Below are 25,753 nucleotides of genomic sequence, written 5' to 3'. Positions count from 1 at the left end.
GCTCCCGTGAGTTCAGCAACCGTTCAGAAAGAATGCTTGAGACCGACCATGACCACCGACTGGCCGCCGGTCGACGACGGCGTGCCGTTTTGCGAATCGCCGACCGAGGCGACGGCGTTGACGATGGCGCCGTCCTGGCCCAGGGTCTGGCCGCGCGCCAGCTGGCGCGCCTCGATCAGGTAGATGGCGGTGCGCTTCGACAGCGCATACGTCTGTTCGAACGATAGCTGGCGGTAGCGCGCGCGGTCGGCGATGCCGTTGGCGTGGCTGGCGAAGGTGTCGCTGTAGCCGGCGGCCAGGAACCACTGCGGCGTCAACTGGTAGCTGGAAATCAGGCCGGCCGTGTTGAAGATGGCCGTGTCGCGGAAGGCCGAGCGGCTGCCCGCCTCGTATTGCACGTTGCTGGCGTTGGCGCCCACCATCCACTTGCCCATGGTGTAGCGCGCGCTGGCGGCGATGAATTGCACGCTTTCAGCCGAGGCGTAGCCCTGGTTGATGGCGGAAATGCCGAAGCTGCCCGAGGCATTGCCGTTCCAGCCACCCTGGGTGCTCATGGCCATGGCGCTGGCATTGTTCTGGCCGTTTTTCAGTTTCAGGTAGCCGAGCGCGAATTCGGCTGGCGAGGTGCTGTACTTGACGGCGGCGCTAAAGCTGCTGCCCACGGCGTTGCCGTCGGCCGCTTCGCCAAAGCCGTACTGCGCGCTGGCCTGCAGGCCGCGCCAGGCCGGCATGCTGTAGGTGACGGAATTGCTGATGCGCACGGTCGTATCGAGGCCGTCGATATCGCCAGGATGGGCGCCGGTGGCGCCCGTCAACACGTTGCTCGACGCCAGCGAACCCACCAGCAGGTAATACGGCGTGTACTGGCGGCCGGCCGTGACGGTACCGTAGGCTGCCGATTGCAAGCCCACGTAAGCCTGGCGGTTGAACAGGGAGCTGGCCGAACTTTGCGCGCCCGTATCGCTCTCAAAGCCGTTTTCCAGCAAGAACAGCGCCTTCAGGTCGCCGCCCAGGTCTTCCACGCCCTGGAAGCCGATCTTGCTGGCGGACAAGTTGCCGCTGCGCATGTAAGTGTTCGAATTGCCGCCCTGGTTGCTGGTGTACGCCATGGCCGCGTCGACCACGCCATAAATGCTGACATTGCTTTGGGCGCAAACGTTTGCGCCGATGAGCGTGGAGACGGCCAGCGCCGCAGCGCGCATGCATGTAGTGTTCATTTTTTCCTGACTTTCCTGTTTTATAGTACGCCCGGCCAGCATTGCCGCCGTGATGGCGACATACCGGCTGTGGCGCCGCGTTGCGGCCCCGTACAGCGCGTGGGGCGTCCGCTTTTCTTCTTGATTTGGATCAAGTGGAGCAAATTATACGCCCAATTACTCACATGTAAGTAATTGACTGTAAGGCGTAGTCTTATAGCAAAACTTTCTTGTGTCTTATAGCAAAACCGGCAGGCATGCGGGCGCACGCCCGGCAGGATGCGGAAATACGCGGAACAGGCATGGGGAAAGCAGCGGCGGCGCGTGTCGAAAAACACGCGCCCGGTGGCTAATCAGGCAGGCGGAAAAACGATGAAAAAGCGGGATGGTCAGCGCAGGATGGCGGGCGCCACCGGCAGGGTTTCGAGGGCAATGAAGGCTTCCAGGGTGCGGCGCATGTCTTCGAACACTTGCTTGCCGTAGGCCGCTTCCAGGTGTTCATATTGCAGGTCGATCAGCTTGCCCATCTGCAGCAGCAGGCTGGCGCCCGCTTCCGACAGGTGCACCTTGCGGCGGCGCTGGTCGCCTTCGAACTTGCTGCGCCCGATCAAGCCGATTTCTTCCATGCGCGCCAGGATGCCGCTCATGCTGGGACTGGAAATCTGGCAGATCTCGCACAGTTCGCGCGGTTCCAGGGTCGGGCTTTCGTTCAGCGCGCGCATGATGCGCCACTGCTGCTCCGTCACGCCGAAGTGGTTGAGGATGGGGCGGAAATGCTGGAGCAGGCTGTCGCGGGCCTTCAGCAGCAGTTGCGGCATGTTCGGATAACGGATCGGTAGCTGCAAGCGGAACTCCCTGGGTGGGCGGAAAATTAGCGTAATTATACGGCCCGGCCAGTGCAAACGGCAGGCCGGCAACGATGTATTTTTCGCTACGTCCGTCCTGCCTCCTGCCCTGCTCCCTCCTCCTGCGCATGCCGCCGCACGGACCACAGCACGCCCGCCGTCAGCAAGACCATGGCGGCCCATTCCAGGGGGCGCGGCATGCGCTGCGCGTAGACGAAGCCGTACAGCAGCGCGAACAGGGTTTCCGACAGGATCAGCTGGCCCGACAAGGTGACCGGCACCAGGCGCGACGCCAGATTCCACAGGTAGTTGCCGATCACGGAAGCGCCCAGCGCCAGCAGCAAACACACGAGCCAGTAGCGGTGCCAGTCGCGCGCCGGCGCGTCGTCGGCGCCACTTGCCTGCTGCAGCGCCAGCATCGCGGCGCCAACGGCCAGGGCGATGACGCCGCTGGCCAGGCCATACAGCATGGCCCATTCCACGGAACTGAAATGCGCGTGGCGCTTGAGGAAACGGGCATTGTCGAGCGCATACCAGGTCCAGCAGGCGAGCGCGCCAACGGCGCACAGCACGCCGGCCAGCTTGTGCGCCAGACCGGCGCCGCCCGCGCCGCCTGCATGGCTGAAGATATCGACATTGATACAGGCGATGCCCAGCGCTACCACCAGCAGCGGCCAGGCCAGCTGGCGCAACGGCAGCGCGCCGTGGTCCTTGCGGCCCAGGATGGTGACGCTCAGGGGCAGCAAGCCGATGATCAGGGAAGTGGGTGCCACGCCGGCCAGCTTGACGCCGTAGGCCAGCAGCAGGTAATACACGACATTGCCGGCCAGCGCCTGGCGCAGCATGGCCAGCCAGTCGCTGCGCCGCAAGCGCCGCAGCAGTGGCAAGAGGCGCGGCAGCATCAGGCCGGCCGCCAGCGCGCCATAGCAGATGTAGCGCCCCACCATCAGCTCGACCGGGGAAAAATCCGGCAGCAAGACGGGCACAATGAAAACGGCGCCCCAAAAGGCGCCGGCCAGCACACCACATACGATCCCACGCCACATGCCTGCCACTCTCACGTTTTCATTCAAGGGCGCCAGTATGGCATGCGCAGGAGACCGCCGTCAGCCCCTGGCTTTTCTCTGCGCGGGGATGAAATGTTCGCGCACGGCCCTGGCCAGCAAGTCCGGCGGCAGCAAGCCCTGGCCCAGCAGGAAGTTATTAAAGGCCAGGCGGTCGAATCTGTCTCCCAGCGCCAGCTCCGTTTCCGCGCGCAGCTGCAGGATGCGCGTGTAGCCATAGAAATAGCTGCCCGCCTGGCCCGGCATATTGAAGGTGTAGCGGTCCAGTTCCTGGCGGGCCATCGGTGTCGACAGCATCACCTCGTCCGTCAGGATGCGGCCCGCCTCTTCGCGCGTGACCTGCCCCAGGTTCAGCATCGGGTCCAGCATGGCGCGCGCCGCGCGCAGCATGCGGAACTGCAGCGCGATGAACTGGCCTTCGGCCGGCTCGTAGGGAATCATCTCCGCTTCCGCGTACAGCGCCCAGCCTTCCACGTTGACGCTGTTGAACGCGTACAGGCTGCGCGCCTGCGACACGCCCCGCTCCACCATGGCGCTGAACTGCAGCTCGTGGCCAGGGCGGCCCTCGTGTGCGCTCAGGGTCCAGGCGGCGCCAGCGAAATTGAAATCGTCATACGCCTCGCCCTTGCCGCTGGCGGCGGGATTGCTGACGGGGAGGACGAACTGGCCGTGTTCTCCCGTATTGCCGATCAGCGGAGGTGGACGCATATGCGGCGCCGGCTGGGCCGCCGATTCGGCGGCGGACGCCAGGCGCATGGTCATGGCGCGCGCAGGAATATCGACCACGCGCTGCCGGGCGATGCGTTCTTCGAGCTGCGTATTGACGCCTTTGTAATGCGCTTCGAGCTGCGCGTTGGGAATCGGAGCGCTTTTCAGCGCGCGCAGCACCTGGCGGTAATCGCTGCCGTCGATACCCTTGAGCGACGTTCTCTCCGCTACCACAGGCGCCAGCGCCTGCATGGCGGCGCGCGTTTCCAGGTACGCCACTTGCGCCCGTTCGACCAGCGTGCGCGGCTCGATGTCGATGCCCACCTGCTTCAGGCGAAACGCATACAGCTCGGGCGCCATGCGGAAATCCGTGCGCGACAGGGGCAGCACCACCTGCTTTTCCCACGCCGCATACTCGGTCAGCTGCTGTTCCATGGCCGCCAACGCGCTCTCCGCGCCCGCGATCTGCATGTCGGCGAACAGCTTGCGGATGCCGGCGACATACGTCGGCACGTTTTCCAGCGACTGCTCCACCTGCAGGCGCACGGGTCCCGCCAGGCCGGGCTTGCCGATTTGCTCCGTGAAGCGGGCCATCGCCTGCTGCGTGATCGGCGTGCTGCCCGGGTATTGCCCGACATAGCGCTGCAGCCGTTCCAGCGCCTTGGCGCGGCGCGCGGCCGGGCGCTGTTCCTGCAGCAGGCTTTGCATGCTGCCAAAGACCATTTGCGGCACATCAACCCACGGCAAGGCGTACTTGGCTTCCAGCTGGGTGCCAGCGATTTCCTGGTCGACGGCGCCGATCAAAATCTCCAGGTCCTGGCGAATGCGTTCGTCGCGTTCAAGTTCCAGCTTTTGCTGCAATTGCGCGCGCGCCTGCTGCATGGCCGCCACCTGGCGTTCGACAATATTGGGTCCCAGGTCGGCAGCCAGGCCGTCGTACTGCACCAGGCCCGTGTCGGAAGCGTTTTCAGGCGAGAACTGCGCCTGCGCCGCCAGCACGATGGCCGCGTTGCGGTTGCTGGCCTCGACCCAGGCCGACGGGGCTGCCGCAGCTGCGGGGGCGGCGGCCATGGCCGGCATGGCAAACGCGGTGGAGAGCAAGGCGGCAAGCACGGTTTGATGCAATTTCGGGATGACGGACATCGGGGGGTTTCCTTCAAGGGTGAGCGATGAGCGAAGCGGCGAGTATCGGCCAGCCTCGCATGCCTGTCAATTCAGGCCATTCAGGGCGGGCAGGTTCCACGGCGTGACGATCTGGATGGCGGACAGGCAGGCCGGCTGCGCCAATGCCGGCAGCGCGCCCTGCGCACGCAGGATTTCCTGGCAGGCGCGGCGCATGTCCTGGCCCAGGTCGTGGTGCAGCACGGCGTGGATGGCGCCAGACTTGAGCAGCGCCACATTGTCCGCGTCCAGGTCATGGCCGATGAAGACCTGGCAGCGCCGGCCGGCCTGGGCAAAGGCCCGCACGATGGCGGCATTGCCGCCGCCGATGGAATACACGGCGGCGATGGCCGGATGGTCGGCCAGCGCTTGCCGCACCAGCGCGCCCGTGGCGCCGTCGATGCCGTGGCCTTCGCTCACTTCGACGATGGATAAATGGCGGTGCCGTTCGCGCAGCGCGCGGCGAAAGCCGATCTCGCGCTCTTCCTCGCCATGAAAGCGGTTGCTGCTCAGGGTCACCAGCACCTGCTGTTTTTTTCTCACGCTGCCCAGCCACTGGCCGACCAGGTAAGCGGCCGTCTCGCCCGCCGCCCGGTTATCCATGCCCACATAGCTGCGGCGCGCGGAAGCCGGCAAGTCCGTCACCAGGGTCACCACGGGGATGCCGGCCGCCGCCAGCCGGTTCACCGCCTCGGCCACTGGCGGCAAGTCGGGCGCCTTGAGCAGCACGCCGTGGCTGCCGTTCTTGCGGATGCGCTCCAGCAGGTCGACGATGCCGTCCACCTCCAGGGTTTCATGCAGGTGAAAGCGCGAACGCAGCACGGCCGGATGCAGCGACGGCAGCTCCGCCTCCAGCGCGGCGCGCACGGCATCCGTAAAGCGGCGCGGCGCCACCATCAGCACGTCGAGCATGAATTTTCTGCCGGACAGGCCCACCTGCGTGCTTTGCCGCGCCAGTTCATCCAGCGCCTGCATCACGCGGCGCACCGTATTGGCGTGCACGCCGCCGCGCTGCTTGATCACGCGGTCGACCGTGGCCACGCTGACGCCGGCCTGCAGCGCCACGACCTTGACGGGGAAAGGATGCGTCACGTGCTCTCCATTTCGAATTGATGGTTTTTTGATGGATTTTCTGATGAAAAATGCGGATTTTCATCCCTATACTGATTCTACAACTTAAATAATCAGGAGACACCGCATGCACACCACCAACGCCGGCGCCCCGCCGCCCGCCCCGTATTGGCTGACGCCGGAAAGCTGCGACCTGCAAGACTTCATCGGCACCGTCAGCCGCAGCACGGCGCTGGCCGACTATCCGCACGCCGCCGCGGTGCAGGAAAATATTCTCGTCTACGACTGCGACGCCGTGCGCGAACTGGCTACCAATCCGGCCTCGCTGCGCGCGCTGCAGGCCGAATGGGGCAAGGCGCTGATGGACGGCCCCGGCGTCATCGTGCTCAAACGGGCCGTCACCGACATGGAGACGCTGGAACAGGTAAATCGCGTGTTCCGCGACCTGATCGCCGGGCAGCATGCCAGCGGCCAGACGGCAGGCGACCATTTCGCCAGGCCGGGCGCGAATGACCGCATCTGGAACGCCCAGCAAAAGCTTTGCCTGCGCGCGCCCGAAACGTTCGCGCGCTACTACGCCAACCCCGTCTTCGCCTGGATATCCGAGGCCTGGCTGGGGCCCGCCTACCAGATGACGGCGCAAGTGAACGTCGTCAACCCGGGCGGGGCCGCCCAGGCGCCGCACCGCGACTATCACCTGGGCTTCCAGAGCGCCGCCGCCTGCGCCGCCTATCCCGCGCCCGTGCACCAGATGTCGGCCCTCCTGACCTTGCAGGGCGCCGTCGCCCACTGCGACATGCCGCTGGAATCCGGTCCCACCCTGTACCTGCCTTATTCGCAGCGCTACCGGGCCGGTTTTCTCGCCTGGCAGCAGCGGCCGTTCCGCGACTATTTCGCCCGGCATTGCGTGCAGCTGCCGCTGTCGAAAGGCGACGCCGTGTTCTTCAACCCGGCCCTGTTCCACGCGGCCGGGCATAACCGCTCGCCCGACATCCGCCGCATGGCCAACCTGCTGCAAGTGTCGTCGCCGTTCGGGCGCGCCATGGAAACGCTGGACCGCCGCGCCATGAGCGCCGCCCTGTATCCCGCCTTGCAGGCGCTGCGCGCGCAGGGCGTCCTGGATGACGCTGGCGTCGGCCACGCGATCGCCGCCTGTGCCGAAGGCTATGCCTTTCCCAGTAACCTGGACCGCGACCAGCCCATCGACGGCATGGCGCCGCCAACGCAGCAGCAGCTCATGCGCGAAGCGCTGGCGCAGGACTGGCCCGCGGCCCGCTTCCTCGACGCCCTGGACAGCCATGCCTGGCGCCAGCAAGCCTGAACCCCCTACGCGTCTCGGAGACTCCCTATGCAAGACATCCACATCGGCCTGATCGGCGCCGGCTACATGGGCAAGGCCCACACCATCGCCTACAAGACCGTGCGCAGCATCTTTCCCACGGCCCGCAACCCCGTCTGCGCCTGCATCGCCACCAGCAGCGAGGAAGGCGCGGCCCGCAGCGCGCAGGAACTGGGCTGGAACAGGTCCACCGGCGACTGGCGCGCGCTGGTCAATGATCCCGCCATCGACGCCATCGTCGTCGCCACGCCGCCCGTCACGCACAAGGACATCGTGCTGGCGGCGCTGGCCCTGGGCAAACCCGTGTTTTGCGAAAAGCCGCTGGGCATGACGGCCGCCGAATCCTTGCTGCTGGCGCAGGCGGCGGAAAGCGCGGGCGTGGCCAACATGGTCGGCTACAACTACATCCGCACGCCCGCCAGCCAGCTGGCGCGGCAGATCATCGAATCGGGGGAAATCGGCGACATCATCCACGTCGCCGCCGAGCACGTGGAAGACTACCTGCACGACCCGCGCGCACCCGCCTCCTGGCGCACGCGGGAAGCCACGGCAACGCGCGCCGGCGCGCTGGCCGACGTGGGTTCGCACCTGCTCAACCTGGCCCTGCGCCTGGGCGGCCCCGTCGACTCGCTGGTGGCCGACATGAATACCGTGCATGCGCGGCGCGACGGCCCGCACGGCATGGAAGCGGTGGACAACGACGACCAGGGGAATCTGATGCTGCGCTTTGCCAGCGGCGCGCTGGGCGCGCTGACCTTCAGCCGCGTGGCGGCCGGGCGCAAGATGGGCTACACCTACCGTATCACGGGGACGAAAGGCGCCATTGCGTTTGATCAGGAAAGCCAGAATGAGCTGTGGCTGTACGACGCCAGCCGCCCCGCGCAACGCCAGGGTTTCCAGCGCCTGCTGATGGGACCCGCCCACCCCGACTACCTGGCGTTCAGCCAGGGAGCCGGGCACGGCACGGGCTACAACGAGCAAATCGTCATCGAGGCGCGCGATTTTCTGCAGGCGATCGCCGGCGGCCAGCCGGTCTGGCCCACCTTCCGCGACGGCTACGAAGTGGACCGGCTGATAGCCGCGGCGCTGCGCTCCGTGCAGGAGCGCAGCTGGATTCAAATTCGCTGAGAAGTCATCTCTTTATCAAATTACGTATGAAATTGCAGCCTTGCCCTTAGCAAATAACTTTGCGGTAAGAACCGAGGCTGCGGTTTCTCGGAGTTAACAAAGCAATACAGCACAATAATATCGCCAGCCTTTACACTGCGGATGCTTGCAACTCGACGCAATCAATAAACGTGTTTCTGGCAAAATTACCAATTAAATTAGTTGTCACCGCATCAACAGTCCCGCCAACCACTCCACCAACAAATGGAACGATTTTTACCAGATTGACTACCCCTTTCTCGCCGAATTTAGTGAGCAAACGAAAGCCAACTCTCTGATTTATTGTCGTTATGGTTTTGCTGGAAATATTCTTAATTGCACTCATAGCCAGCTTGGTCCCCACTAGAATGCCGGCATCCTTTAAAATATCTTTCGCAGCTTCGCCTGCCAGACATGCGTACACCAGCGTCCTTACCCTATCGCTATGCAAATCCTGCCCGCACATTTTGGCGATCGCTGCAATCATTCTAATTTGGACGTACATTACGGATGCGATATTTGCAGGAATGGTAATTGGCATGGTGATAATGCCACCTAGACCAGTAATGAAACCGGATGTTCCTGCCTTCGTGTTTTGCCAACGGATCAGCGAATTGATTTGTTCTTCTAGTGTACCACTTCCTGCCAAATATTCGTCCGCCATTTCACCCGCGGAGTCAAGGCCGGGAACACCATTAACCGCCTTATCATAGGCCCAGTCCAGCGCTTGCATTATTTTTCCATGCGTCAAATCATTAGCCACGAGATCTTCTTTCATTGAGTATGATTTTGCGAATTTAACATAGTAATTTCCAAAATGCAACACAGCAAACTTCTCAAGCACGAAAGAAAACTGGCCTTGCATTTTCAATGCAGATTCATTCTTCCATTCATAAAAAATATTTTTTGAAAATCATGCTGCTGCGATGGAATTATCTGTTTTCTCGCGCATTTCCGTAAAAATACAACATGATATTTGAGGTGTTTTGCAATGTTGCTGAAGTAGCTGTCGAATAAAAATGGGCAACAATTGCTGTCGCCCATTTTTATTTCGGTACATTAAAAATCAAAACGAGCCGAAAAAAGTCCTACTCGTTAGGCACAGCTTTACAAAGGCACATAGGCATCGGATCAAAAAATACGACAAGCAGCAGGCTTTGAAAACTGTTTTGAATCTAAGAGCCGCTAGTTGTCAGCCGTGTAGCCGACATCTGACAGGTGCGATGCATGGACCTCAGTACCCCAGCCCGTAACCGAACTTGTACAGCGGATGGGCCGTGTCATACGGCACGTCCGATTTCTGCACCTGCACTTCGGCCATCGACGATGGCAGTTCGAACGGCAGCTTGCCTTGCGGCTTGGCCTTGCCCGTCAAGACATCGAACAGCGCGCCGTCGCTGACGCCAAAGTTGGCGAGGATGGCGCTGGCCTTGTCCTGCACGTTGCCGAGGATGGCCGGGCGGTCCAGGTAGACCGTCACCACCGTCTTCGGCGCGAACTTCGCCGCGTTCTTGATGGCTTCGTAGTCGGCGTCGCCATCGACATAGTTCAAACGCCCTTCGTGCTGCATGCTGCCGAAGATGTAGTTCGGGTGCAGGATTTCATACGGCGCGGCCACGCGCAGCAGGGCCACGTCCGCTTCCTGCGGCGTGGCGACCACCGTGTAGCCATACTGCTTCGCCACGGCCGCATCGATGCCGTACAGGTAGACCTTCTTGACGGTGGTTGCCAGCGGCAAGACCTTGTCCTTGTTTTCCAGCAAGACCAGCGAGCGGCGCTGGGCCTCCAGGCCCGCCTCGATGAAGTCCGCCTTGCCCACCGTGGCCGCCGCCTTGGCCGCATCGACGAACGGGTGTTCGAACAGGCCTTGCTTGAATTTCTGGATCAGGATGCGCCGCGCCGACGCGTTGATGCGCGCTTCCGTCAGCTGGCCCCGCTGCACGGCTTGCGTCAGGTACGGCGCTTCCGTCACGCCGCCAAACTGGTCCATTCCGGCCGTGACGGCTTTCACGTAGCGCTCGGCCTTGGTGGCGTTTTCCATGCCCCACGGCGTGCCGAAGCCGATGAAGGAAGGCGCCACGCCGGCCGGCGTGCCGTTGCGGCAATTGGCGTCGCAGTCGGAAGTGATGCCCCAGTCGGACAGGATCACACCCTCGAATCCGTATTTACCGCGCAGCAAGTCCGTCAGCATGGTCTTGCTGAAACCGGCCGCCACCTGCTCCAGGGTGATGCCGTCGATGGTGATATTGCCATCCGGCAACGCGTAGGTAGGCATGACGGAGGCCGCCTTGGCCGTGAAGGCGCCCTCGAACGGCTTCACGTGGTAGGCGAAGTTGTTGCCCGGATAGGTCATGTAGCGACCATAGTAATTGTGGCCGTCGAAACCCTCTTTCGTGGCGCCGTAGCCGACCCAGTGCTTGACAACGGCCACCACGCTGCCGTCATGCAAGCCCGTATTGCCGTCCTGGAAGCCTTCGATATAGTGCTGCACCATGCGCTTGGCCAGGTCCGCATCTTCGCCGAAGGTGCCGTTGATGCGCGACCAGCGCGGCTCGGTGGCCAGGTCCGCCTGCGGCGACAGCGCTTGCGTGATGCCGACGGCCAGGTATTCCTGGCGCGCGATGTCGCCGAAGCGGCGCACCAGCGCATCGTCGCCGATGGCGGCCAGGCCCAGGGTTTCCGGCCACTGGGAAAATCCCTTGGTGCCGGCGCTGGCGCCCACCGTGTACTGGAAATGGTGGCGCGGGTCAGTGCTGATGGACACGGGAATGCCGTGGCGCGACGTTTCGCTGATTTCCTGCACCTTGTTGTACTGGGACGCCATGTTGGCCGTATCGCCCGCCATGCGCGTGATGAAGGTGTTGACGTACTGCTTGACGATCAGGTCTTGCAGGGCCGTCAAGTCGTATGCGCCGCCGAGGCCGATGCCGGAAGGGTCGGACACGGTGGGCGCCGTGCCGTGCATCATCAGGCCCGCCTTCTCGTCGAGGCTCATGCGCGACAGCAGGTCGTCGGCGCGCGCCTCGGCGGACAGGCGCCAGTCTTCGTACGGGTCGATCTTGCCGTTGCGGTTCATGTCCTTGAAGGTATAGCCGTCGACCTTGAGCTGGCTATAGGTGGTGGCGCCGAACACGGGCTGCGTGTATTCCTCGCTGACGGTGTCGTTGCCGCAGGCGGCCAGGGCAAGCGTGGCGACGCAGCCGGCGACCATGCGTGCCATCGGTTTCATAGTGCAATTCATCATTATCTCCAAGACTGTTTTTGTAGGTATCCGGGTGGCATCAGGGCCAGCCCGAAATCAATATAGCGTGAGAATGCGTGAGTTTCTTGACCGCACAGCACGCGTTTTATACCCGCGAGAACAATTTTTGGTTAGACGGCACGACAACCAACAATCTCCTACAAAGTGCTAATATTTGTGAAAAATTACTACAACAAGCAGGAGACACCCTTGCACAAACCCGATACGCGCACGGTTTCGAACCGGATCGCGCAGCAATGCGCGCGCGCCATGCAAGCCGATGGGCACGACCCCGCCGACTTTTTCCGGCAGACGGGCATCACGCCGGCGCAGCTCGAGGAACCTGGCGGGCGCATCAACGCCGAGCGGCACCGCCGCATGACGGCCTACGCCCAGCAGCTGCCGCAGCACCGCGGCTTGCTCGACCTCGACGTGACGCACTGGTTCGCCCATTACTCGGGCATCGCCCACGTCTGCTTCAACCGCCCCACCCTGCGCAGCGCCCTGCACGAGCTGCTGCACTTGCGGGGCCTGATCGGCGAATTCGACTTCATGCTGATGAGTGAGAATGGGACGCGCATCGAGATCGAATACCTGTCCGAGTTTTGCCCGCTGGGGGGCGCCATGCAGGCGCTGGCCAATTTCCGCATGCTGTCGCTGGTGGCGCGCGCCTACGACGATGGCGCAGCCACTGCCTTCCATGCCGGCTTCCAGGGCAAGGCGCCGTGGTTCGCGCCAGCCATTGCCGAGTGCTTCGGCGCCGCCGCCGCCTTCGGCCAGGCGCGCAACACGCTGACGTTTGACGCGCCCGCGCTGGACCGGCCTTTCGCCCAGTTCAACGCCATGCTGGCGCCGCACGCGCTGCGGCACGCGCAGGGACAATTGCAGCAGTTGCAGGGCGCGCAGCTGTTTTCGGCCCGCGTGGAGCAAGCCATCATCGATTTGCTGGGCCAGCAAGCCGACGCCGATGGCGCCGCGCTGCTGCCGGCCCTGTGCGACGGCCTGGCGATGAACCGCTGGACCCTGCAGCGCCAGCTGCAGCAGGAGAAAACGTCGTTCCGCGCGCTGGAACTGCGCGCCAAGAGCCGCGAATCGCGCCGTTTGCTGCGCGAAACGAGCCTGAGCGTGGTGGAAATCAGCGAGCGCCTGGGCTTTTCCTCGCAAAGCGCGTTCACCCGCTTCTTCAAGACCCAGTTCGAACTGCCGCCGGCGCGCTACCGGCAAGACATGCAAGGCGCCCGTACCGCCGTCTGAACGGGGCTAATCGCCCGAAGGCGGCTCGACTGCGCCTTTGGCATCGAACGCCAGCCGCGCCGCATCGATGGCGTCGCGGTGGCCATGGGCCCAGGCGCCCAGCGCGCTGATGGGGATCAACAGCGAGCGGCCCAGGTCCGTCAAGGCGTAGTCGACGCGCGGCGGCACGGTGGGAAATACGGTGCGCGTCACCAGGCCGTCGCGTTCCAGCCCGCGCAGGGTCAGGGTCAGCATGCGCTGCGAGATGCCGCCGATCAGGCGGCGCATCTCGTTGAAGCGCTTGGTGCCATTGCCCAGCAATATCACCACCATCACGCTCCATTTGTCGCCCACGCGGGTCAGGATATCCGTGATCGGGCGGCAGGAAGCGGCCACGCCCGCATGGCCCCCCTCGTCGCGCATGCGCCGTTCCAGCTCCGCTCCTTGCGCGGCGGCGTCGCCAATAGTCACATCCGTGTGCCCCAGTGTGGAAAAAGTGCCTTCTTGTGCGTTCATTTGATAGTCACTATATTTAACTCAGTTACAAAAACATACCACCCAATCATACCACCCAAGAAGGCCCACATGAACATCCTGCACATCGATTCGAGCATCCTCGGCGAGCATTCCCTCAGCCGCCAATTATCCGCCGCCATCGTCGCCCGCCTGCAAGCGGCCGCGCCGGGCGCCGCCGCCCACTACCGCGATCTGGCCGCGCAACCGTTGCCGCAATTTACGGCCGCGCCCGGCGCCGCCGACGCTGCCGCCTTGTCTGGCGCGCTGGAGCAAGTGCTGGCGGCCGACGTCATCGTCATCGGCGCGCCCATGTACAACTTCGCCATCCCCAGCCAGCTCAAATCGTGGCTCGATGCGCTGGCCGTGCCCGGCAAAACGTTCCAGTATGGCGCCAACGGCCCCGAAGGCTTGCTGGGCAGCAAGCGCGTGATCATCGCCTCGACGCGCGGCGGCTATTACGGCGCCGACACGCCGATGGCCGCCCTGGAACACCAGGAAAGCCATCTGCGCGCCTTCTTCGGCTTCCTCGGCGTCACGCAGATCGAAATCGTGCGCGCCGAAGGCGTCAAGGTCAGCGACGCCGCCAGGGCACAGGCGTTGACGGCCGCGTTTGAACAGATCGGCGCGCTGCAGGCAGCGTAAGCGGCGGCGGATTTTCTGGCTGCGACGGAAACTGTTTCGGCGCAGCCAGACTGGACATGGCAGGCATGAAAGTCCAGGATGCGCTAAGCTGCATCCGCCCCATCACTACACAAGGACCACCATGACCCTGACCGTCGTCGCCACCATCGATGCCCAAGCCGACCATACCGACGCCGTGCGCACCGCCCTGGAAGCCGTCGTGACGCCGAGCCGCGCCGAAAGCGGCTGCCTGCGCTACGAATTGCACCTCGACAATAAGATTCCCACGCGCTTCATCATGCTGGAAGAATGGATCAACAAGGCGGCTCTGACGGCGCACTACGCGACGCCCCACTTCCTGACCCTGGTGGCCGCCACTGACGGCAAGGCCGTCAAGATCGACGTGGCGGAATTAAGCAAGCTGAAGTAACGGCCGGCGCGCCGTTCAAGCGCGCGGCCATCTTGGCAAGTTGCCATCTATAATATGGCAACTTTTCTTTATGGCCATCATGACATCCTTTTCCAAGATACAAGGCGCCCTTGCGGCCGCCGCCTTTACTTTCTGCGCGGGCGCCTCGGCGCAAGCTCCCCTGACCAAGCTCGTGGGCGACTACAACCTGGCCTCGTCGGCAACCGTGCCGGCCAGCACCTGGGGCTATTCCAAGGGACGCATTTCGGTCAAGCAACTCGATGACCAGCATCTGATGATCGTCCTGTCATGCGAGTGGAAACGCGAACCGAAAGCCGTCTGCGGCGATTATTTCTATGCCCAGCAGCGCGACGACGGCCTGTATCTGCAGGACATGAATACCTTCGCCATGCGTGTGTACTTCGATCCCGCCTCGCGCAAGCTCACCATCATCTCGCGCGGCGCCGACGCGAAACAGAGCGTGCGGCACGACGTGTTCGCCGCCACGACGGCGCCGCTCACGGACCCCGCCCTCGTGCGGCGCATGAAGCGCGAAGTGTCGAATGCCGACAGCAAGGAAAACCGGCGCGTGTTCGGCCCCTACACCAAGTGGGCTTATCAAGAAAACCGCATCGAATTCCAGCGCCAGGACTTGACGGCGCCGTGATGCCGGGCCTGAACCGGCCCCTGCGGCGCCAGCTGCTGCGCCTCGCCGGCGCCCTGCTGTGCTCGCCCATGCTCGCGCGCGCGGCCGACGCCGGCCTGCCGCGCGACGTGCACCAGCGCATCCTGGCCACCCTCGACGCTCCGCTGCCCAAGGTGCTCAATGTGCACCACCTGGCGCTGATACGGCGTTTCAACATCGGCTGGTCGCCCGTGGAAAGCGGCGCGCCCATGCTCAATCCGGAGCACCCGCTGGGCACGGGCGACACTCTGGCGCTGGCCATGCAAGCGATCGCCGGCAAGGATGCTGCCCTGGCCGCGCAGCGCCTGATGGAAGCATCGCTGCTGCTGCCCCACTTCGTGCAGATGGCCGACCTGAAGCCGGGCAGCTATGCCAACGCCAAAACGCCGTTCACCTTGACCGCGCGGCACCTGACGCTGCTGCGGCAACAGGCGTGGATGCCGCTGGAAATGCTGGGCATGGCGGCGGAAGACTACCTGGCAGAAGGCTGCTGGCCCACCCCGTCCGTGGACGGCAAGCGGCCGTATGGCAACTTCACGAATTACCCGGTAGAAATGGCGCAAGCGCTGGGCCTGCCCGTGCGCCGGCAGGCGGATGGCAGCCTGGCCGTCACGCCAGCACTGGAAGCGGAACTGCAAGCGCTGCACGAGCAGACCATGGCCGCGCTGCAAGTGTTCGTGCGGCAAGCGGGGTTGAGGCGCAATACGCCCTAAATCCGAGACTGGAACGGGCGGCGGCACGGCTTACTGGCCGCACGCATCGAGTCCCCTGTTCAAGAAGCTCAACACGCCATCGGCCCTTTTGATCAGGCGGGCCATTTCAATCCAGCTGACCACCGCGCCGCCGGATTTTTTTTGTCGATGGTGCCGGCTTTCCACGTTAGCGCTATTGGTTACAGGTACTTCGCAAAGCACGAGGCCCGATGGCACCCCGCCTCTTCCCAGGCTCAGCCACTCACCACCAAATTGTCTCCCGGCATCTGCATCAAATACCAGGGGGGCCGCATGCAGGGAAACGTAATATCCCGCTGGAAATTTACACTTCAAACGCTTGCTTTCTGCATAAGGCAAGGCCACGTTCAGGGACGCAAAGAGGTCTCTGGCCTGGCGCTCGCTTCGATGTTCCAGGAACACCAGGTACTTGAGACCCGCTTGGAGAGGAGAAGTCTCCACAGGCAGGAAAAACTGCACATCACCGTCCTGGCTGCCCTTCAATGCCTGCACGACTTTTGCCCGGTAGACAATGCCACAGTGTTTCCCATCCGCAGCATCCTCGTACGGCACCACCGTCGCGGACACGACCGTCACCCGCGCCACCAGGGAAGAGCTCTCGACGACTTGAGCTAGCTCAATATAGCCCGTTGGCGAACCGACCTGGATCAATTCTTCCGCAGAGGAATCAAGTGCGCAACACAGCATCAACGGCAGCAGTTTTTTAAGCATGGGATGCTCCCTTGGATCCTTTTAACCCTGCGGCACGGGCACGGGCGCAGGCTGCGGAACAGGCGCAGGCGCAGGCGCCGCCTCCGGCACCGCCTTCCCATGCGACTCCTGTCCGCCCTCGCCTTCGGCCGGCATGGCCAGCGGCGCGGCCGGTGCGCCTTCCTGCAGCAAATCGCCCGGCTCTTCCACGGGTTCGTCCGCGGGCTCGTCGACCGGCTCCACGTGGCGCAGCGGCGGTGGCGGCTTGCCGCCGGGGAAGATGGCGTCGCGCGACAGTTTTCCCGTGTCGAGCGCCGTCTTGAAGAAGTCGCCCACCACCAGCACGGCATTGTGGCCGCCCTGGCCCCAGTAATTGCTGCGCATGGTGACGCGCGCGTCATTGAAACCCACCCAGGCGCCTCCCACCAGTTCCGGATGCATCAGGATGAACCAGCCGTCCGCATTGTTTTGCGTGGTGCCGCTCTTGCCCGCCACGTCGGAGCGGATGCCGAAGCGGCTGCGGATGGCCGTGCCCGTGCCGCGGTCGATGACGCCGCGCATCATGTCCGTCAGGGTGGCCGCCGATTCTTCTTTCATGGCGCGCTTGGGCTTGTCTTCGCCGAAGCGGGCGATGAGCTTGCCTTCGCGATCCGTGATGTGGGTGACGACGAACGGCAGGCGCGCCTCGCCCTGGGCCGCGATGCTGGCGTAGGCGTTGACCATTTCCAATAAAGTGACGGGACTGGTGCCCAGCGCCAGCGACGGCACTTTTTCCAGCTTACTGTCGCGGATGCCCAGTGCGCGCGCCAGCTTGATGATCGGCGGCAAGCCGACATCCTGCATCACTTGCGCCGTGATGGTGTTTTTCGAGTACACGAGGCCGTCGCGCATGGTCATGTCGCGCCCCGTGGTGCCGCTCATGTCCGTCGGGCGCCATATCGTGCCGTCGGACGCCTTGATATCCATCACGGCATCGCGGTAGACGTGCTCGGGGCTCAGGCCCTTTTCCAGCGCCGCGCCATACACGATGGGCTTGAAGGTGGAACCGGGCTGGCGCGCCGCCTGCGATACGTGATCGAATTGTTCGCGCGCAAAGTCGCGGCTGCCCACCCAGGCGCGCACGGCGCCCGTGGCCGGGTCCATGGCCGCGAAGCCCGCTTCCAGGCGCGTCTTCGACTTGCGCAAGGCCGCCATGAAGGCGCGGTCGCCCTTCAGTTGCGCCAGTGCGTCGTCCGGCGTAGCGCCGGCAGCAGTCAGCTTGCGGTAGTCGCCCGACTCGCGCACGAAGGCGTCGAGCAGGGCCGGATGCGATTTCCAGAAATAATCGAATGGCACGCTGCCGCCCTGCATGCCCGCATACATGCCTGTCGAAGTCGATGACGGCATGCCAGCGCGGCTCCATTCCACGTCGGCGATCGCCTGCAAGGCATTCGCCTGGCGCTCGACGGCGCGCTCGGCCGCCTGCTGCAGATCCTGGTCCAGCGTCGTGTGCACGATCAAGCCGTCGCGCTCCAGGTTGTAGTCGTTCTCGTCGGCCCAGTCGATCAGCCACTTGCGCACATACGCCGTGAAATGGCTGTCCGATTGCGCCCGCTCGCTCTGGCGCTCGAAATGCAGGCGCAGGGGACGTTTGATCAACTGCCTGTAGCGCGCCTCGTCGATGACATCATGTTTGCGCATTTGCCCCAGCACCACATTGCGCCGCTGCAAGGATCGTTCGGGATTACCGACGGGATTGTAGTAATTCGTGCCCTTGAGCATGCCAACCAGGGTGGCGCTTTCCAGGATGTCGAGGCGCGACGCAGGCTTGTCGAAATAGGTGCGCGCCGCCATTTCGATGCCGTAGGTGTTGTACAGGAAGGGTACCGTGTTCAGGTAGGCTTCCAGGATTTCCGTCTTGCTGTAGGTGGCCTCGATTTTGAGGGCCGTGATGAGTTCCTTCAGCTTGCGGTTCAGGTTGCGCGAGCGGCCGATTTCCTCGGGAAACATATTGCGCGCCAGTTGCTGCGTGATGGTGGAGCCGCCCTGGGGGTTGCCTCCCGCCGTGTGCAGGACGGCGCCCGCCGTGCGCGTGAAATCGATGCCGTGATGTTCATAGAAACGGTGGTCTTCCGTCGAGATCAGCGCGCTGATCACGTTCGGCGAAATCTGTTTTAAGGTGACCCGCTCCTGCAAACCCTGGTCGAAGCGGGCCAGTTCCTCGCCATCCGCGCTGACCATGGTGCTCGGCGCGGCCGCGCGCGCCTGGCGCAAGTCGTGGATGCTCGGTGTCAGGGGGATCAGCAGCAGCATGTACAGAATCACCAGCGCCAGCACGGCCAGGAACGACCATAGCCCCAGCACCAGCGCGCGCCGCACGGGCGACAAGGTCATCAGGTGCGCGTGGCCGCGCCGGTACAGCGCCACCGCCTTTGTCCACGCCACTCCCGCCGCGCGCACGGCTTGCGCGCGCGTCCATGTCCATGCCTGCCGTGCTTTTTCCTGAAACTGCTCCATGCCTGATGCCATGCTTGTAACCTTGTCTGATGCCGGATGATCCGTTTCAGCAAGTATATAGGGCGGGCAACAAAGCGGGCCGGATTTTACGCCAGGCAAGCATCCAGGCGCGCCAGCGTAACGCCCACGTACGCGCCCACGCAGCGCGCATCATGCGTCGTAAACGGGTTTTCCAGTTGCAGCAAGCCGCAATCGCAGATGACGGGATCGACCTGGGTCACGACGCCCAGCGCCAGGTAGCGCCAGCCATCAAGCCGGCGCACGCCCTTTACGCAGCCGGGGTTGGCGCCGAAGATGGCGTCCCAGTCGTCCAGCTCGCTGGTCATGGGCCACAATTCGAGCCGGACTTGCGTGCCGGCGGCCAGTTGCCCGCCGCCGAACTCGTCCATCACGTGCAGGCGCTGGCCCTCCACCTCGATGACGGCTTCCAAGTACTCGCCGTCGGAAGCGACGAAGGTGGCGGCGACGATGCTGGCCGTCACTTCTGCGCCTGCTCCAGCAGGGCCGGCAATTCCTTCAGCATGGCGTCGCGCGTGCGCAAGCCCGCGGACTGCTGTCCCTTCTGCTCGTCCTGCACCAGGCGCGCAAACACGATGCTGCGCTCGCCCTTGCTGGCCCAGCCCACGAACCAGCCGTAGCCATGCGCTTCGTCAAAGCTGCCGTCGGCCTTGCGCGGGAAAGCCGCGCCCGTCTTGCCATGCACTTGCCAGCCGCCCACGTCCGCCAGGCGGGTCAGGCGGCGCGTCTGCTCCATCGCCTGCTTGCTGACGGGCAACTGATCGTTGAGCAGCTTGCGCAAAAAGCCCAGCTGTTCCAGCGGAGAGATCTTCAGCGAAGAGCTGATCCACGAGCGCTCCAGGCTATTGTCCTTGCCCGGATCGCCCGACACATCCGCATTGCCATAGCGCAAAGCCTTCGCATATTTCTGGAAGCGCTCGGCGCCCAGCGCCTGCGTGACCTGCTGCGAATACCAGACGACGGAATACTGCATCCAGCGCGACGGGTCCGTATCCTGGCGCCACGCTTCGCCGCCCCAGTCCACATAGCCCTGGCGGAACGGCAGGGTCGGCTTGTGCTCGTCCTTGAGGAAGCCGGCGTCATAGCCCATCAGGCTGAGCGCGATCTTGAACGTGGAGGCGGGGGTGACGCGGTCGAGGCAATTACCCTCTTGCAGCAAGACGGTGCCCGTTTTGGCGTCCGCCATGGCGGTGCAGATGGTGGCGGCCTGGGCTTGCGAGGCGGCCAGGACGGCGCCTGTCAGGCCGAGGATGAACGGAAAAAATGCGCGATATTTCATGGGCCTCCGGGGTTGGGGGAGCAGGACAAAGCGAAATTGTACCGGCCAGCGCCGCGCGATGCCAGCGCCGATACATCCGCTTGCAAGCTAGCGGCCCGCCGGCCCGCCGGGCTGGCGTTCCCGCTTCAGGTGCTCCTCTTCCAGCTCGTCCATGCCCAGCTTTTCCTCGTCGATCAGCGCATGCTCGCGCCGTTCGCGCTCCAGTTCCTCTTCCAGGCTGTCATCGTTGACGTCCCGCTCGATTTTCTCCGGCATGTTGCCCTCCTCCACGGTGGTTGACTACCAATCTCCGGCAAGCTTGCCCGCCTGCGCCACGGCATCGTGCGGATGCAGGCTTTCCATATGCCGTACGGTAACACGCGCCCGCGCGTACGGTGGCACCAATGGCGCCAGCGCCGCCTGCACGCGGCGGGCCGCATCCTCCACATACATCAGGTTAGCACCATTGAGGCGCGCGAACGCCTGCTCGTCGGCCCGTTTCACGGCCGTCTGCAGCGGTGTCGCCAGCGCCGCTTCCACCACGTCGATCAGGGGAAACAGGTCCAGTTCCGCCTGTTCCGTCAAGGGCACGGTGACCGTCGCCGTGCTGCGCTGGCTGTGCGGCGTGGCCAGGCTCGCGTGTTCCCGCAGCCATTCACGCGCAGCCGCGCCGTCGATGGGGCCCGCGCCGAACTGCGCCGCGAAGGCGTCGGCGAGCAATTGCCGCGCCAGCGCCGCCGAGCACGGGCAGGTCGACGAGTAGCCGACCTCCACCGTCAAGGATAGGGCAAAGCCCTGCGGCGAAACACTGGCCTGCAGGCGCACGGGATACGATTTCCAGCCGGACAGCCCTGCCGTCAGCAGCGCCGACTGGCGCCGCAGCAGGGGAAAAGCCAGCGCCAGCCTCGCCTGCGTGCTGCCGCAATCGGCATGGCTGTCCACCATGCGCCGCAGCACGGCAGCCAGCGCGCCCGAATCGAGCGGCTGCGCGGCGGCGAACGCATCGAGCAGCAGATACAGGCGCGACATGTGGATACCCTTCACGTGCGGGTCGGGCAAGTCGACCTGCACGTCGGCCCAGGCATGCACTTGCTGCGCCTGCCCGCCTTCCTCCAGCCACAGGGGCAAGGCGATGCCCTGCATGCCGACCCACTCGAGCGGCAAGGGATTGCCCAGATGGGGGCCGGCCGCCACGTCGGGCAGGGGCGAGGAAATCGGATCGCGCTTCATGCTGAACACTCCATATGCAAACAAGTTGCATATCATGGAGAAAAACGGCCGCATTTGCAAGTATCTTGCATTAATGGGGCGTATTGACGGATCAGCTGGCCTTGCGAAACGTCAAATTGATGCGCTGCGCGCCCAGCAGCGCGTGTTCGCCTTCCTTCAGGGGCGCCACGCCGTGGAAGCGCAGGCGGTCGGCGCCGCCCCACACCACCACGTCGCCGTGCAGCAAGGCGATGCGCGCCGCCTTGTCGGCCCGCTCCGTGCCGCCGAACAGGAAGGTGGCGGGCAAGCCCAGCGAGACGGAAACGATGGGCGCGGTGAAATCGCATTCATCGCGGTCCTGGTGCAGGGCCATGCGCGCACCGGGAGCATAACGGTTGACGAGGCAGGCATCTGGCGTGAAGTCCGGATAGCCGGCCGCCAGCGCCGCCTGCCGCGCCAGGCGCAGGAACACGGGCGGCATGGGCGGCCAGGGAAGGCCGCTGGCCGGATCGTGCCGCGCGTAGCGGTAGCCGCGCCCATCCGTGACCCAGCCCAGGGGGCCGCAATTGCTCATGGCGACCGACATGCGCAAGCCGCCCGGCGTGGCCATGTGGCGCAGGGGCGCCGCCAGCACGACGGCGTCCAGCGCCGGCAGCATCTCGTGCAGGTACGGCAGCGCAAAACCGCGCAGCAGGATCGACGCGCGCGAGCCTGGCACCAGCGGCGCCGGGCCGGCCGGGATCTGGTCTTCATCGGCAAACAGGGACAGGTTCATGCCAGTTATTTTAGCCGCGCCACGGAAAAAGCGCGCGCGGCCGGCCCATGGTGCGCTACAGTAGCGCTTCCAGCCACTACCGCCCTCCTCCACGATGGATCATTACGCCGACTTGCTGCAAACCCTGGCGCAACAGGAAGAATCCCTGCAATTCGAACGCTTCGACAACGACGCCGCGCTGGCCGTGGGCCTGTGGATCGTCGAGGAAGTGCGCAAGCGGGGCAAGGCCGTCACCGTCAACATCACGCGCAACGGTCAGATCCTGTTCCACCACGCCATGACGGGCGCCACGGCGGACCAGGCGGACTGGATACGCCGCAAGAACAACACGGTGCAGCGCTTTTGCCGCAGCTCCTATTACATGGGCATCTCGTACAAGAGCCGCGGCAGCACCTTCGAAGACGTGAAATACCTCGATGATATCGAGTACGCGGGCCACGGCGGCGCGTTTCCCCTGCTGATACGCGGCGTGGGACTGGTCGGCACGGTCACCGTTTCCGGCCTGGCGCAGGCGGACGACCACGCGCTGGTGGTGGCCGCGCTGCAGGCGCAGCTGGAACGCTAGGTTTCCAGCGCCTGGCGCAAGGCGGCGCGCGCCAGCAAGCGCGTGGAATCGAGCGTCGGCAGCGGCGAATTGGCGTCGCTGATGATCAGCGGGATCTCCGTGCAGCCGAGGATGACGGCATCGCAGCCCTGCTCCCGCAAGCCGGCAATGATGGCCTGGAAGCGCGCCACGCTGTTCCCCTTGACCACGCCCGGCACCAGCTCTTCCATGATGATGCGGTTGATCTCGCTGCGTTCGTCCTCGCCGGGCCGCACGCAAGCGATGCCGCGCGCGGCCAGCCTGTCCGGATAGACGGCACTGTCGACCAGCCAGCGCGTACCCGTCAGGCCCACCCGTTGGACACCGCGCGCCGCCGCTTCGGCGGCCACGACGTCGGCGATATGCAGCCATGGCAGCGGCGAACGGGGCGCCATCAGCTCGAATGCCTGGTGGATGGTGTTGTCGGGGCAGATCAGGAAATCGGCGCCGGCGGCGGCCAGCTTGCGCGCCGATGCCAGCATCAGTTCGGCCACGCCTGCCAGGTCGCCCCCGTTCAGGCAATCCACGTAACGCGCCAGCGACGGCGTGTGCATCGATACTTCCGGGTGTTCATATGGCCCCAGCGCATGCGCGCCCTCTTCGCAGATCGTGCGGTAGCACAGGGCCGCGCCTTCGGCCGAGCAGCCGACGATGCCGATATGTTGTGTCATGCGATCTTCCTTTTCAATTAAATACGCTGCCCGCCGTCGATGGGGATTTCCGCGCCCGTGATGTACGAGGCGCGCTCGCTGCACAGGAACTCCACCAGATCCGCCACTTCGGCCGTCGTGCCCAGGCGGCGCAGGGGGATTTGCGTGTCGACGATGTGCGAAGTGCCGGGCGACAGGATGGCCGTGTCGATCTCGCCCGGCGCGATGGCGTTCACGCGCACGTTCAGCGGCGCCATGTCGTTGGCCATTTCGCGCGTCAGCGACGCCAGCGCCGCCTTCGAACTGGCGTAGGCCGAACCGGCAAACGGATGCACGCGATAGCCGGCGATCGAGCACAGATTCACCACGGAGCCGCGCGCATTCGACAATTCCTGCGCGAAGCCGCGCGTCAGCGCCAGCGGCGCAAAGAAATTCGTGTTGTACATTTCCTGCCACGTCTGCATGTCCGTCGTCAGCGAATTGACGCGCGAGCCGCCCGGCCCCTTCGGCGACACGCCCGCATTGTTGACCAGCGCGTGCAGTTTGGCGTCGCCCAGCATGGGGCGCAGCGTCTCGACCATCTGCCCGATCTGGCTCAGGTCCGACAAATCCATGCACACATGCGTGTTGTGCTCCTGGCTGCGCGGGCAGCCGCCGGGAATCGGGCTGCGCGAGACGGTGATGACCCTCCAGCCCAGGCTGCGGAAGCGCTCGGCCACGGCATGGCCGATGCCGCGGCTGGCGCCCGTGACGATGGCGGTTTTCTGTTCCATGTTCTGTTCAATCTTGTGCTTGATGTGCGTCATGTTCTTCCTTGTCCTCTTCGGTTGCGCCGGCGTGGATGCGCTCCTGGCGCATCACGTAGGCCAGCATCTGCGTGCCGCCGTCGAGGATGTCCTGCTCGATGGCGCGCCGCGCGGCCCCGCTGTCGCGCTGGCGCAGCGCGCTGATGATGGCGTGGTGGTGGCCCACCCGCATGTCGGGCGAAAAGCTGGCGTAGCCGGCGGCGATCAGGGGCGCCGTCTGCATCCACAGATGGTCGACGAAGCGTTTCAAGGTCGGCATGCCGGCCGCCTGCGCCAGGCCCAGGTGAAACGCCTGGTTGCATTGCAGCGCCGCGGCCAGGTCGTGCCGCGCGATGGCCTCTTCATTCGCCTGCAGCAGGCGCTCCAGGTCGGCCAGGGTGGCGGCGTCGATGCGCTGCGCCGCTTCCGCCGCGCCCAGGCCTTCCAGTTCCAGCCGCAGCGCGCGGATTTCCAGGTAGCGCGCCACGCTCAGCACGGGCACGCGGAAGTCGCGCGGCGAGCGCAGCACCAGCGCCTCTTCCTGCACCAGCTGCAGCATGGCGTCGCGCACGGGCGTGACGCTGGTGCCCAACTGCTGCGCCAGTTCGCGGATGCGCAGCCGGTCATTCGGCTGGAAGCGCCCGGCCGCCAGCGCTTCGCGCAGCATGGCGTACACGGACTTGCCCAGATTGACGTGCAGCAGACTGTCCAATGAATGGTTCATGCGTGTTTTTGATCGCCTATAAATTATGATGCATCATACATCAATGCGAAAAACAGTGTTTTTCCACGCGTGCGCCGCAGACAGGAAGCGCCGCGAGACCGTACAATCAGCCGCCACCGTATCGAAAGGAATGCTCTTGAACTGGGATTATCCGCACGCCCATACCCTGCCCGTCACGCCAGAACCGGGCGACATCGACGGCTTGCAGCACACGAATAACGCCGTCTACGTGCGCTGGTGCGAGCATATCGCCTGGCACCATTCGGCCACTCTGGGGCTGGACCTGGACGACTACCGGCGCCTGGACCGGGCCATGGCGATACGCCGCGGAGAATACGACTATTTGCTGCCGACGCGGGCCGGCGAAGCGCTGACCCTGGCCACCTGGCTGTGCGCCAGCGATGGCCGTTCCAGCATGGAGCGGCGCTTCCAGCTGGTCCGCGACAGCGACGGCGCCACCGTCGTGCGCGGACGCTGGGACTTGATCTGCATCGAATTGAGCAGCGGCCGCGCGCGCCGCCTGCCGCCCGAGTTCCTGGCCGCGTACGAACCGGCCATCGTGGCGGCCGGCGCGTAAAAGCGGACGCCTGGGCCGCCGT

At 64.4% G+C, this 25,753-nt stretch carries 27 protein-coding genes; 9 read left to right on the top strand and 18 right to left on the bottom strand.

The genetic code is table 11. From position 1 onward, the window contains the following. Positions 1 to 23 precede the first annotated feature (23 nt). The 5 genes from O3298_RS11290 to O3298_RS11270 all read right to left on the bottom strand — a co-directional run bounded on the left by O3298_RS11290 (position 24) and on the right by O3298_RS11270 (position 6,066). Positions 24 to 1,217, bottom strand: coding sequence for a porin (locus O3298_RS11290; RefSeq protein WP_354669682.1), 1,194 nt, complete (start codon positions 1,215 to 1,217; stop codon positions 24 to 26). 368 nt (positions 1,218 to 1,585) lie between these two features. Continuing rightward, positions 1,586 to 2,041, bottom strand: coding sequence for a homoprotocatechuate degradation operon regulator HpaR (gene hpaR / locus O3298_RS11285; protein WP_251348489.1), 456 nt, complete (start codon positions 2,039 to 2,041; stop codon positions 1,586 to 1,588). An 86-nt stretch (positions 2,042 to 2,127) separates the two neighbouring features. Continuing rightward, positions 2,128 to 3,087, bottom strand: coding sequence for a DMT family transporter (locus tag O3298_RS11280; RefSeq protein WP_305059383.1), 960 nt, complete (start codon positions 3,085 to 3,087; stop codon positions 2,128 to 2,130). A gap of 60 nt (positions 3,088 to 3,147) precedes the next feature. Beyond that, positions 3,148 to 4,956 (bottom strand): DUF885 domain-containing protein, encoded by a 1,809-nt coding sequence (locus O3298_RS11275; protein ID WP_305059382.1) that lies wholly within the window; start codon positions 4,954 to 4,956, stop codon positions 3,148 to 3,150. A gap of 66 nt (positions 4,957 to 5,022) precedes the next feature. Continuing rightward, positions 5,023 to 6,066: a LacI family DNA-binding transcriptional regulator gene (locus tag O3298_RS11270; protein WP_305059381.1), complete on the bottom strand. Its 1,044-nt coding sequence runs from the start codon at positions 6,064 to 6,066 to the stop codon at positions 5,023 to 5,025. A gap of 106 nt (positions 6,067 to 6,172) precedes the next feature. Between O3298_RS11270 and O3298_RS11265 the strand changes: the two genes are divergently transcribed. Both O3298_RS11265 and O3298_RS11260 read left to right on the top strand, forming a co-directional pair. Then, entirely contained in the window at positions 6,173 to 7,366 is a 1,194-nt protein-coding gene (locus O3298_RS11265; protein ID WP_305059380.1) for a phytanoyl-CoA dioxygenase family protein, read from the top strand. Between the two features lie 27 nt (positions 7,367 to 7,393). Next, complete coding sequence (locus O3298_RS11260) at positions 7,394 to 8,512, top strand: Gfo/Idh/MocA family protein (protein WP_305059379.1); 1,119 nt, start codon at positions 7,394 to 7,396, stop codon at positions 8,510 to 8,512. Between the two features lie 130 nt (positions 8,513 to 8,642). On the opposite strand, the gene O3298_RS11255 is transcribed toward O3298_RS11260, so the two are convergent. Continuing rightward, on the bottom strand, positions 8,643 to 9,395 hold the full coding sequence (locus O3298_RS11255) for an EcsC family protein (RefSeq protein ID WP_289916135.1): 753 nt from the start codon (positions 9,393 to 9,395) through the stop codon (positions 8,643 to 8,645). Between the two features lie 369 nt (positions 9,396 to 9,764). After that, the gene (locus tag O3298_RS11250; RefSeq protein WP_305059378.1) at positions 9,765 to 11,759 is read right to left on the bottom strand and encodes a glycoside hydrolase family 3 N-terminal domain-containing protein; all 1,995 of its coding nucleotides are present in this window, start codon (positions 11,757 to 11,759) and stop codon (positions 9,765 to 9,767) included. A 222-nt stretch (positions 11,760 to 11,981) separates the two neighbouring features. Between O3298_RS11250 and O3298_RS11245 the strand changes: the two genes are divergently transcribed. Next, on the top strand, positions 11,982 to 13,025 hold the full coding sequence (locus O3298_RS11245; protein ID WP_305059377.1) for an AraC family transcriptional regulator: 1,044 nt from the start codon (positions 11,982 to 11,984) through the stop codon (positions 13,023 to 13,025). 6 nt (positions 13,026 to 13,031) lie between these two features. On the opposite strand, the gene O3298_RS11240 is transcribed toward O3298_RS11245, so the two are convergent. Then, a complete protein-coding gene (locus O3298_RS11240; protein ID WP_289911450.1) occupies positions 13,032 to 13,427 on the bottom strand; it encodes a helix-turn-helix domain-containing protein in 396 nt (131 codons plus the stop codon). Positions 13,428 to 13,589: 162 nt separating this feature from the next. Between O3298_RS11240 and O3298_RS11235 the strand changes: the two genes are divergently transcribed. From O3298_RS11235 to O3298_RS11220, 4 genes are all read left to right on the top strand, one after another. Then, positions 13,590 to 14,162: an FMN-dependent NADH-azoreductase gene (locus O3298_RS11235; RefSeq protein ID WP_305055663.1), complete on the top strand. Its 573-nt coding sequence runs from the start codon at positions 13,590 to 13,592 to the stop codon at positions 14,160 to 14,162. 121 nt (positions 14,163 to 14,283) lie between these two features. Further along, positions 14,284 to 14,571, top strand: coding sequence for a putative quinol monooxygenase (locus O3298_RS11230; protein WP_305059376.1), 288 nt, complete (start codon positions 14,284 to 14,286; stop codon positions 14,569 to 14,571). 79 nt (positions 14,572 to 14,650) lie between these two features. Next, the gene (locus tag O3298_RS11225) at positions 14,651 to 15,217 is read left to right on the top strand and encodes a hypothetical protein (protein WP_289897672.1); all 567 of its coding nucleotides are present in this window, start codon (positions 14,651 to 14,653) and stop codon (positions 15,215 to 15,217) included. After that, positions 15,217 to 15,948, top strand: a complete 732-nt coding sequence (locus O3298_RS11220; protein ID WP_305059375.1) for a hypothetical protein — start codon at positions 15,217 to 15,219, stop codon at positions 15,946 to 15,948. Before O3298_RS11225 ends, O3298_RS11220 begins: the two co-directional genes overlap by 1 nt. 30 nt (positions 15,949 to 15,978) lie before the next feature. Here the strand turns inward: O3298_RS11220 and O3298_RS11215 are convergent, their stop codons facing one another. The 7 genes from O3298_RS11215 to alkB all read right to left on the bottom strand — a co-directional run bounded on the left by O3298_RS11215 (position 15,979) and on the right by alkB (position 22,412). Beyond that, a complete protein-coding gene (locus O3298_RS11215; RefSeq protein ID WP_305059374.1) occupies positions 15,979 to 16,677 on the bottom strand; it encodes a hypothetical protein in 699 nt (232 codons plus the stop codon). Between the two features lie 21 nt (positions 16,678 to 16,698). After that, positions 16,699 to 19,152, bottom strand: a complete 2,454-nt coding sequence (locus tag O3298_RS11210) for a penicillin-binding protein 1A (RefSeq protein ID WP_305059373.1) — start codon at positions 19,150 to 19,152, stop codon at positions 16,699 to 16,701. A gap of 86 nt (positions 19,153 to 19,238) precedes the next feature. Continuing rightward, positions 19,239 to 19,634, bottom strand: coding sequence for a hypothetical protein (locus O3298_RS11205; protein WP_305059372.1), 396 nt, complete (start codon positions 19,632 to 19,634; stop codon positions 19,239 to 19,241). Next, positions 19,631 to 20,449 carry a class D beta-lactamase gene (blaOXA, locus tag O3298_RS11200; protein WP_305059371.1) on the bottom strand — a complete coding sequence of 273 codons (819 nt, stop codon included), beginning with the start codon at positions 20,447 to 20,449 and terminating at the stop codon, positions 19,631 to 19,633. Before blaOXA ends, O3298_RS11205 begins: the two co-directional genes overlap by 4 nt. Before the next feature lie 87 nt (positions 20,450 to 20,536). Beyond that, on the bottom strand, positions 20,537 to 20,704 hold the full coding sequence (locus O3298_RS11195) for a hypothetical protein (RefSeq protein ID WP_289897666.1): 168 nt from the start codon (positions 20,702 to 20,704) through the stop codon (positions 20,537 to 20,539). Between the two features lie 24 nt (positions 20,705 to 20,728). Then, positions 20,729 to 21,658, bottom strand: a complete 930-nt coding sequence (gene folE2, locus O3298_RS11190) for a GTP cyclohydrolase FolE2 (protein WP_305059370.1) — start codon at positions 21,656 to 21,658, stop codon at positions 20,729 to 20,731. A 91-nt stretch (positions 21,659 to 21,749) separates the two neighbouring features. After that, positions 21,750 to 22,412 carry a DNA oxidative demethylase AlkB gene (gene alkB / locus O3298_RS11185; protein WP_305059369.1) on the bottom strand — a complete coding sequence of 221 codons (663 nt, stop codon included), beginning with the start codon at positions 22,410 to 22,412 and terminating at the stop codon, positions 21,750 to 21,752. Between the two features lie 94 nt (positions 22,413 to 22,506). Here alkB and O3298_RS11180 point away from each other — a divergent pair, with 94 nt between their 5' ends. Beyond that, positions 22,507 to 22,977, top strand: coding sequence for a heme-degrading domain-containing protein (locus tag O3298_RS11180; protein WP_034786432.1), 471 nt, complete (start codon positions 22,507 to 22,509; stop codon positions 22,975 to 22,977). Here the strand turns inward: O3298_RS11180 and O3298_RS11175 are convergent. The 3 genes from O3298_RS11175 to O3298_RS11165 are packed head-to-tail and all read right to left on the bottom strand — an operon-like array spanning position 22,974 to position 25,154. Beyond that, positions 22,974 to 23,666 carry an aspartate/glutamate racemase family protein gene (locus O3298_RS11175; protein ID WP_305059368.1) on the bottom strand — a complete coding sequence of 231 codons (693 nt, stop codon included), beginning with the start codon at positions 23,664 to 23,666 and terminating at the stop codon, positions 22,974 to 22,976. The genes O3298_RS11180 and O3298_RS11175 overlap by 4 nt on opposite strands. A 17-nt stretch (positions 23,667 to 23,683) precedes the next feature. Continuing rightward, positions 23,684 to 24,451 (bottom strand): SDR family NAD(P)-dependent oxidoreductase, encoded by a 768-nt coding sequence (locus tag O3298_RS11170; RefSeq protein WP_251348468.1) that lies wholly within the window; start codon positions 24,449 to 24,451, stop codon positions 23,684 to 23,686. Continuing rightward, positions 24,426 to 25,154: a GntR family transcriptional regulator gene (locus O3298_RS11165; protein ID WP_305059367.1), complete on the bottom strand. Its 729-nt coding sequence runs from the start codon at positions 25,152 to 25,154 to the stop codon at positions 24,426 to 24,428. Before O3298_RS11165 ends, O3298_RS11170 begins: the two co-directional genes overlap by 26 nt. Positions 25,155 to 25,290: 136 nt before the next feature. Here O3298_RS11165 and O3298_RS11160 point away from each other — a divergent pair, with 136 nt between their 5' ends. Then, complete coding sequence (locus O3298_RS11160; RefSeq protein WP_251348466.1) at positions 25,291 to 25,731, top strand: thioesterase family protein; 441 nt, start codon at positions 25,291 to 25,293, stop codon at positions 25,729 to 25,731. Positions 25,732 to 25,753: the final 22 nt, after the last annotated feature.

This window comes from Janthinobacterium sp. SUN137, assembly GCF_030587265.1.
Taxonomy (GTDB): domain Bacteria; phylum Pseudomonadota; class Gammaproteobacteria; order Burkholderiales; family Burkholderiaceae_D; genus Janthinobacterium; species Janthinobacterium kumbetense.
This window is presented reverse-complemented; position numbering and strand designations above follow the sequence as displayed.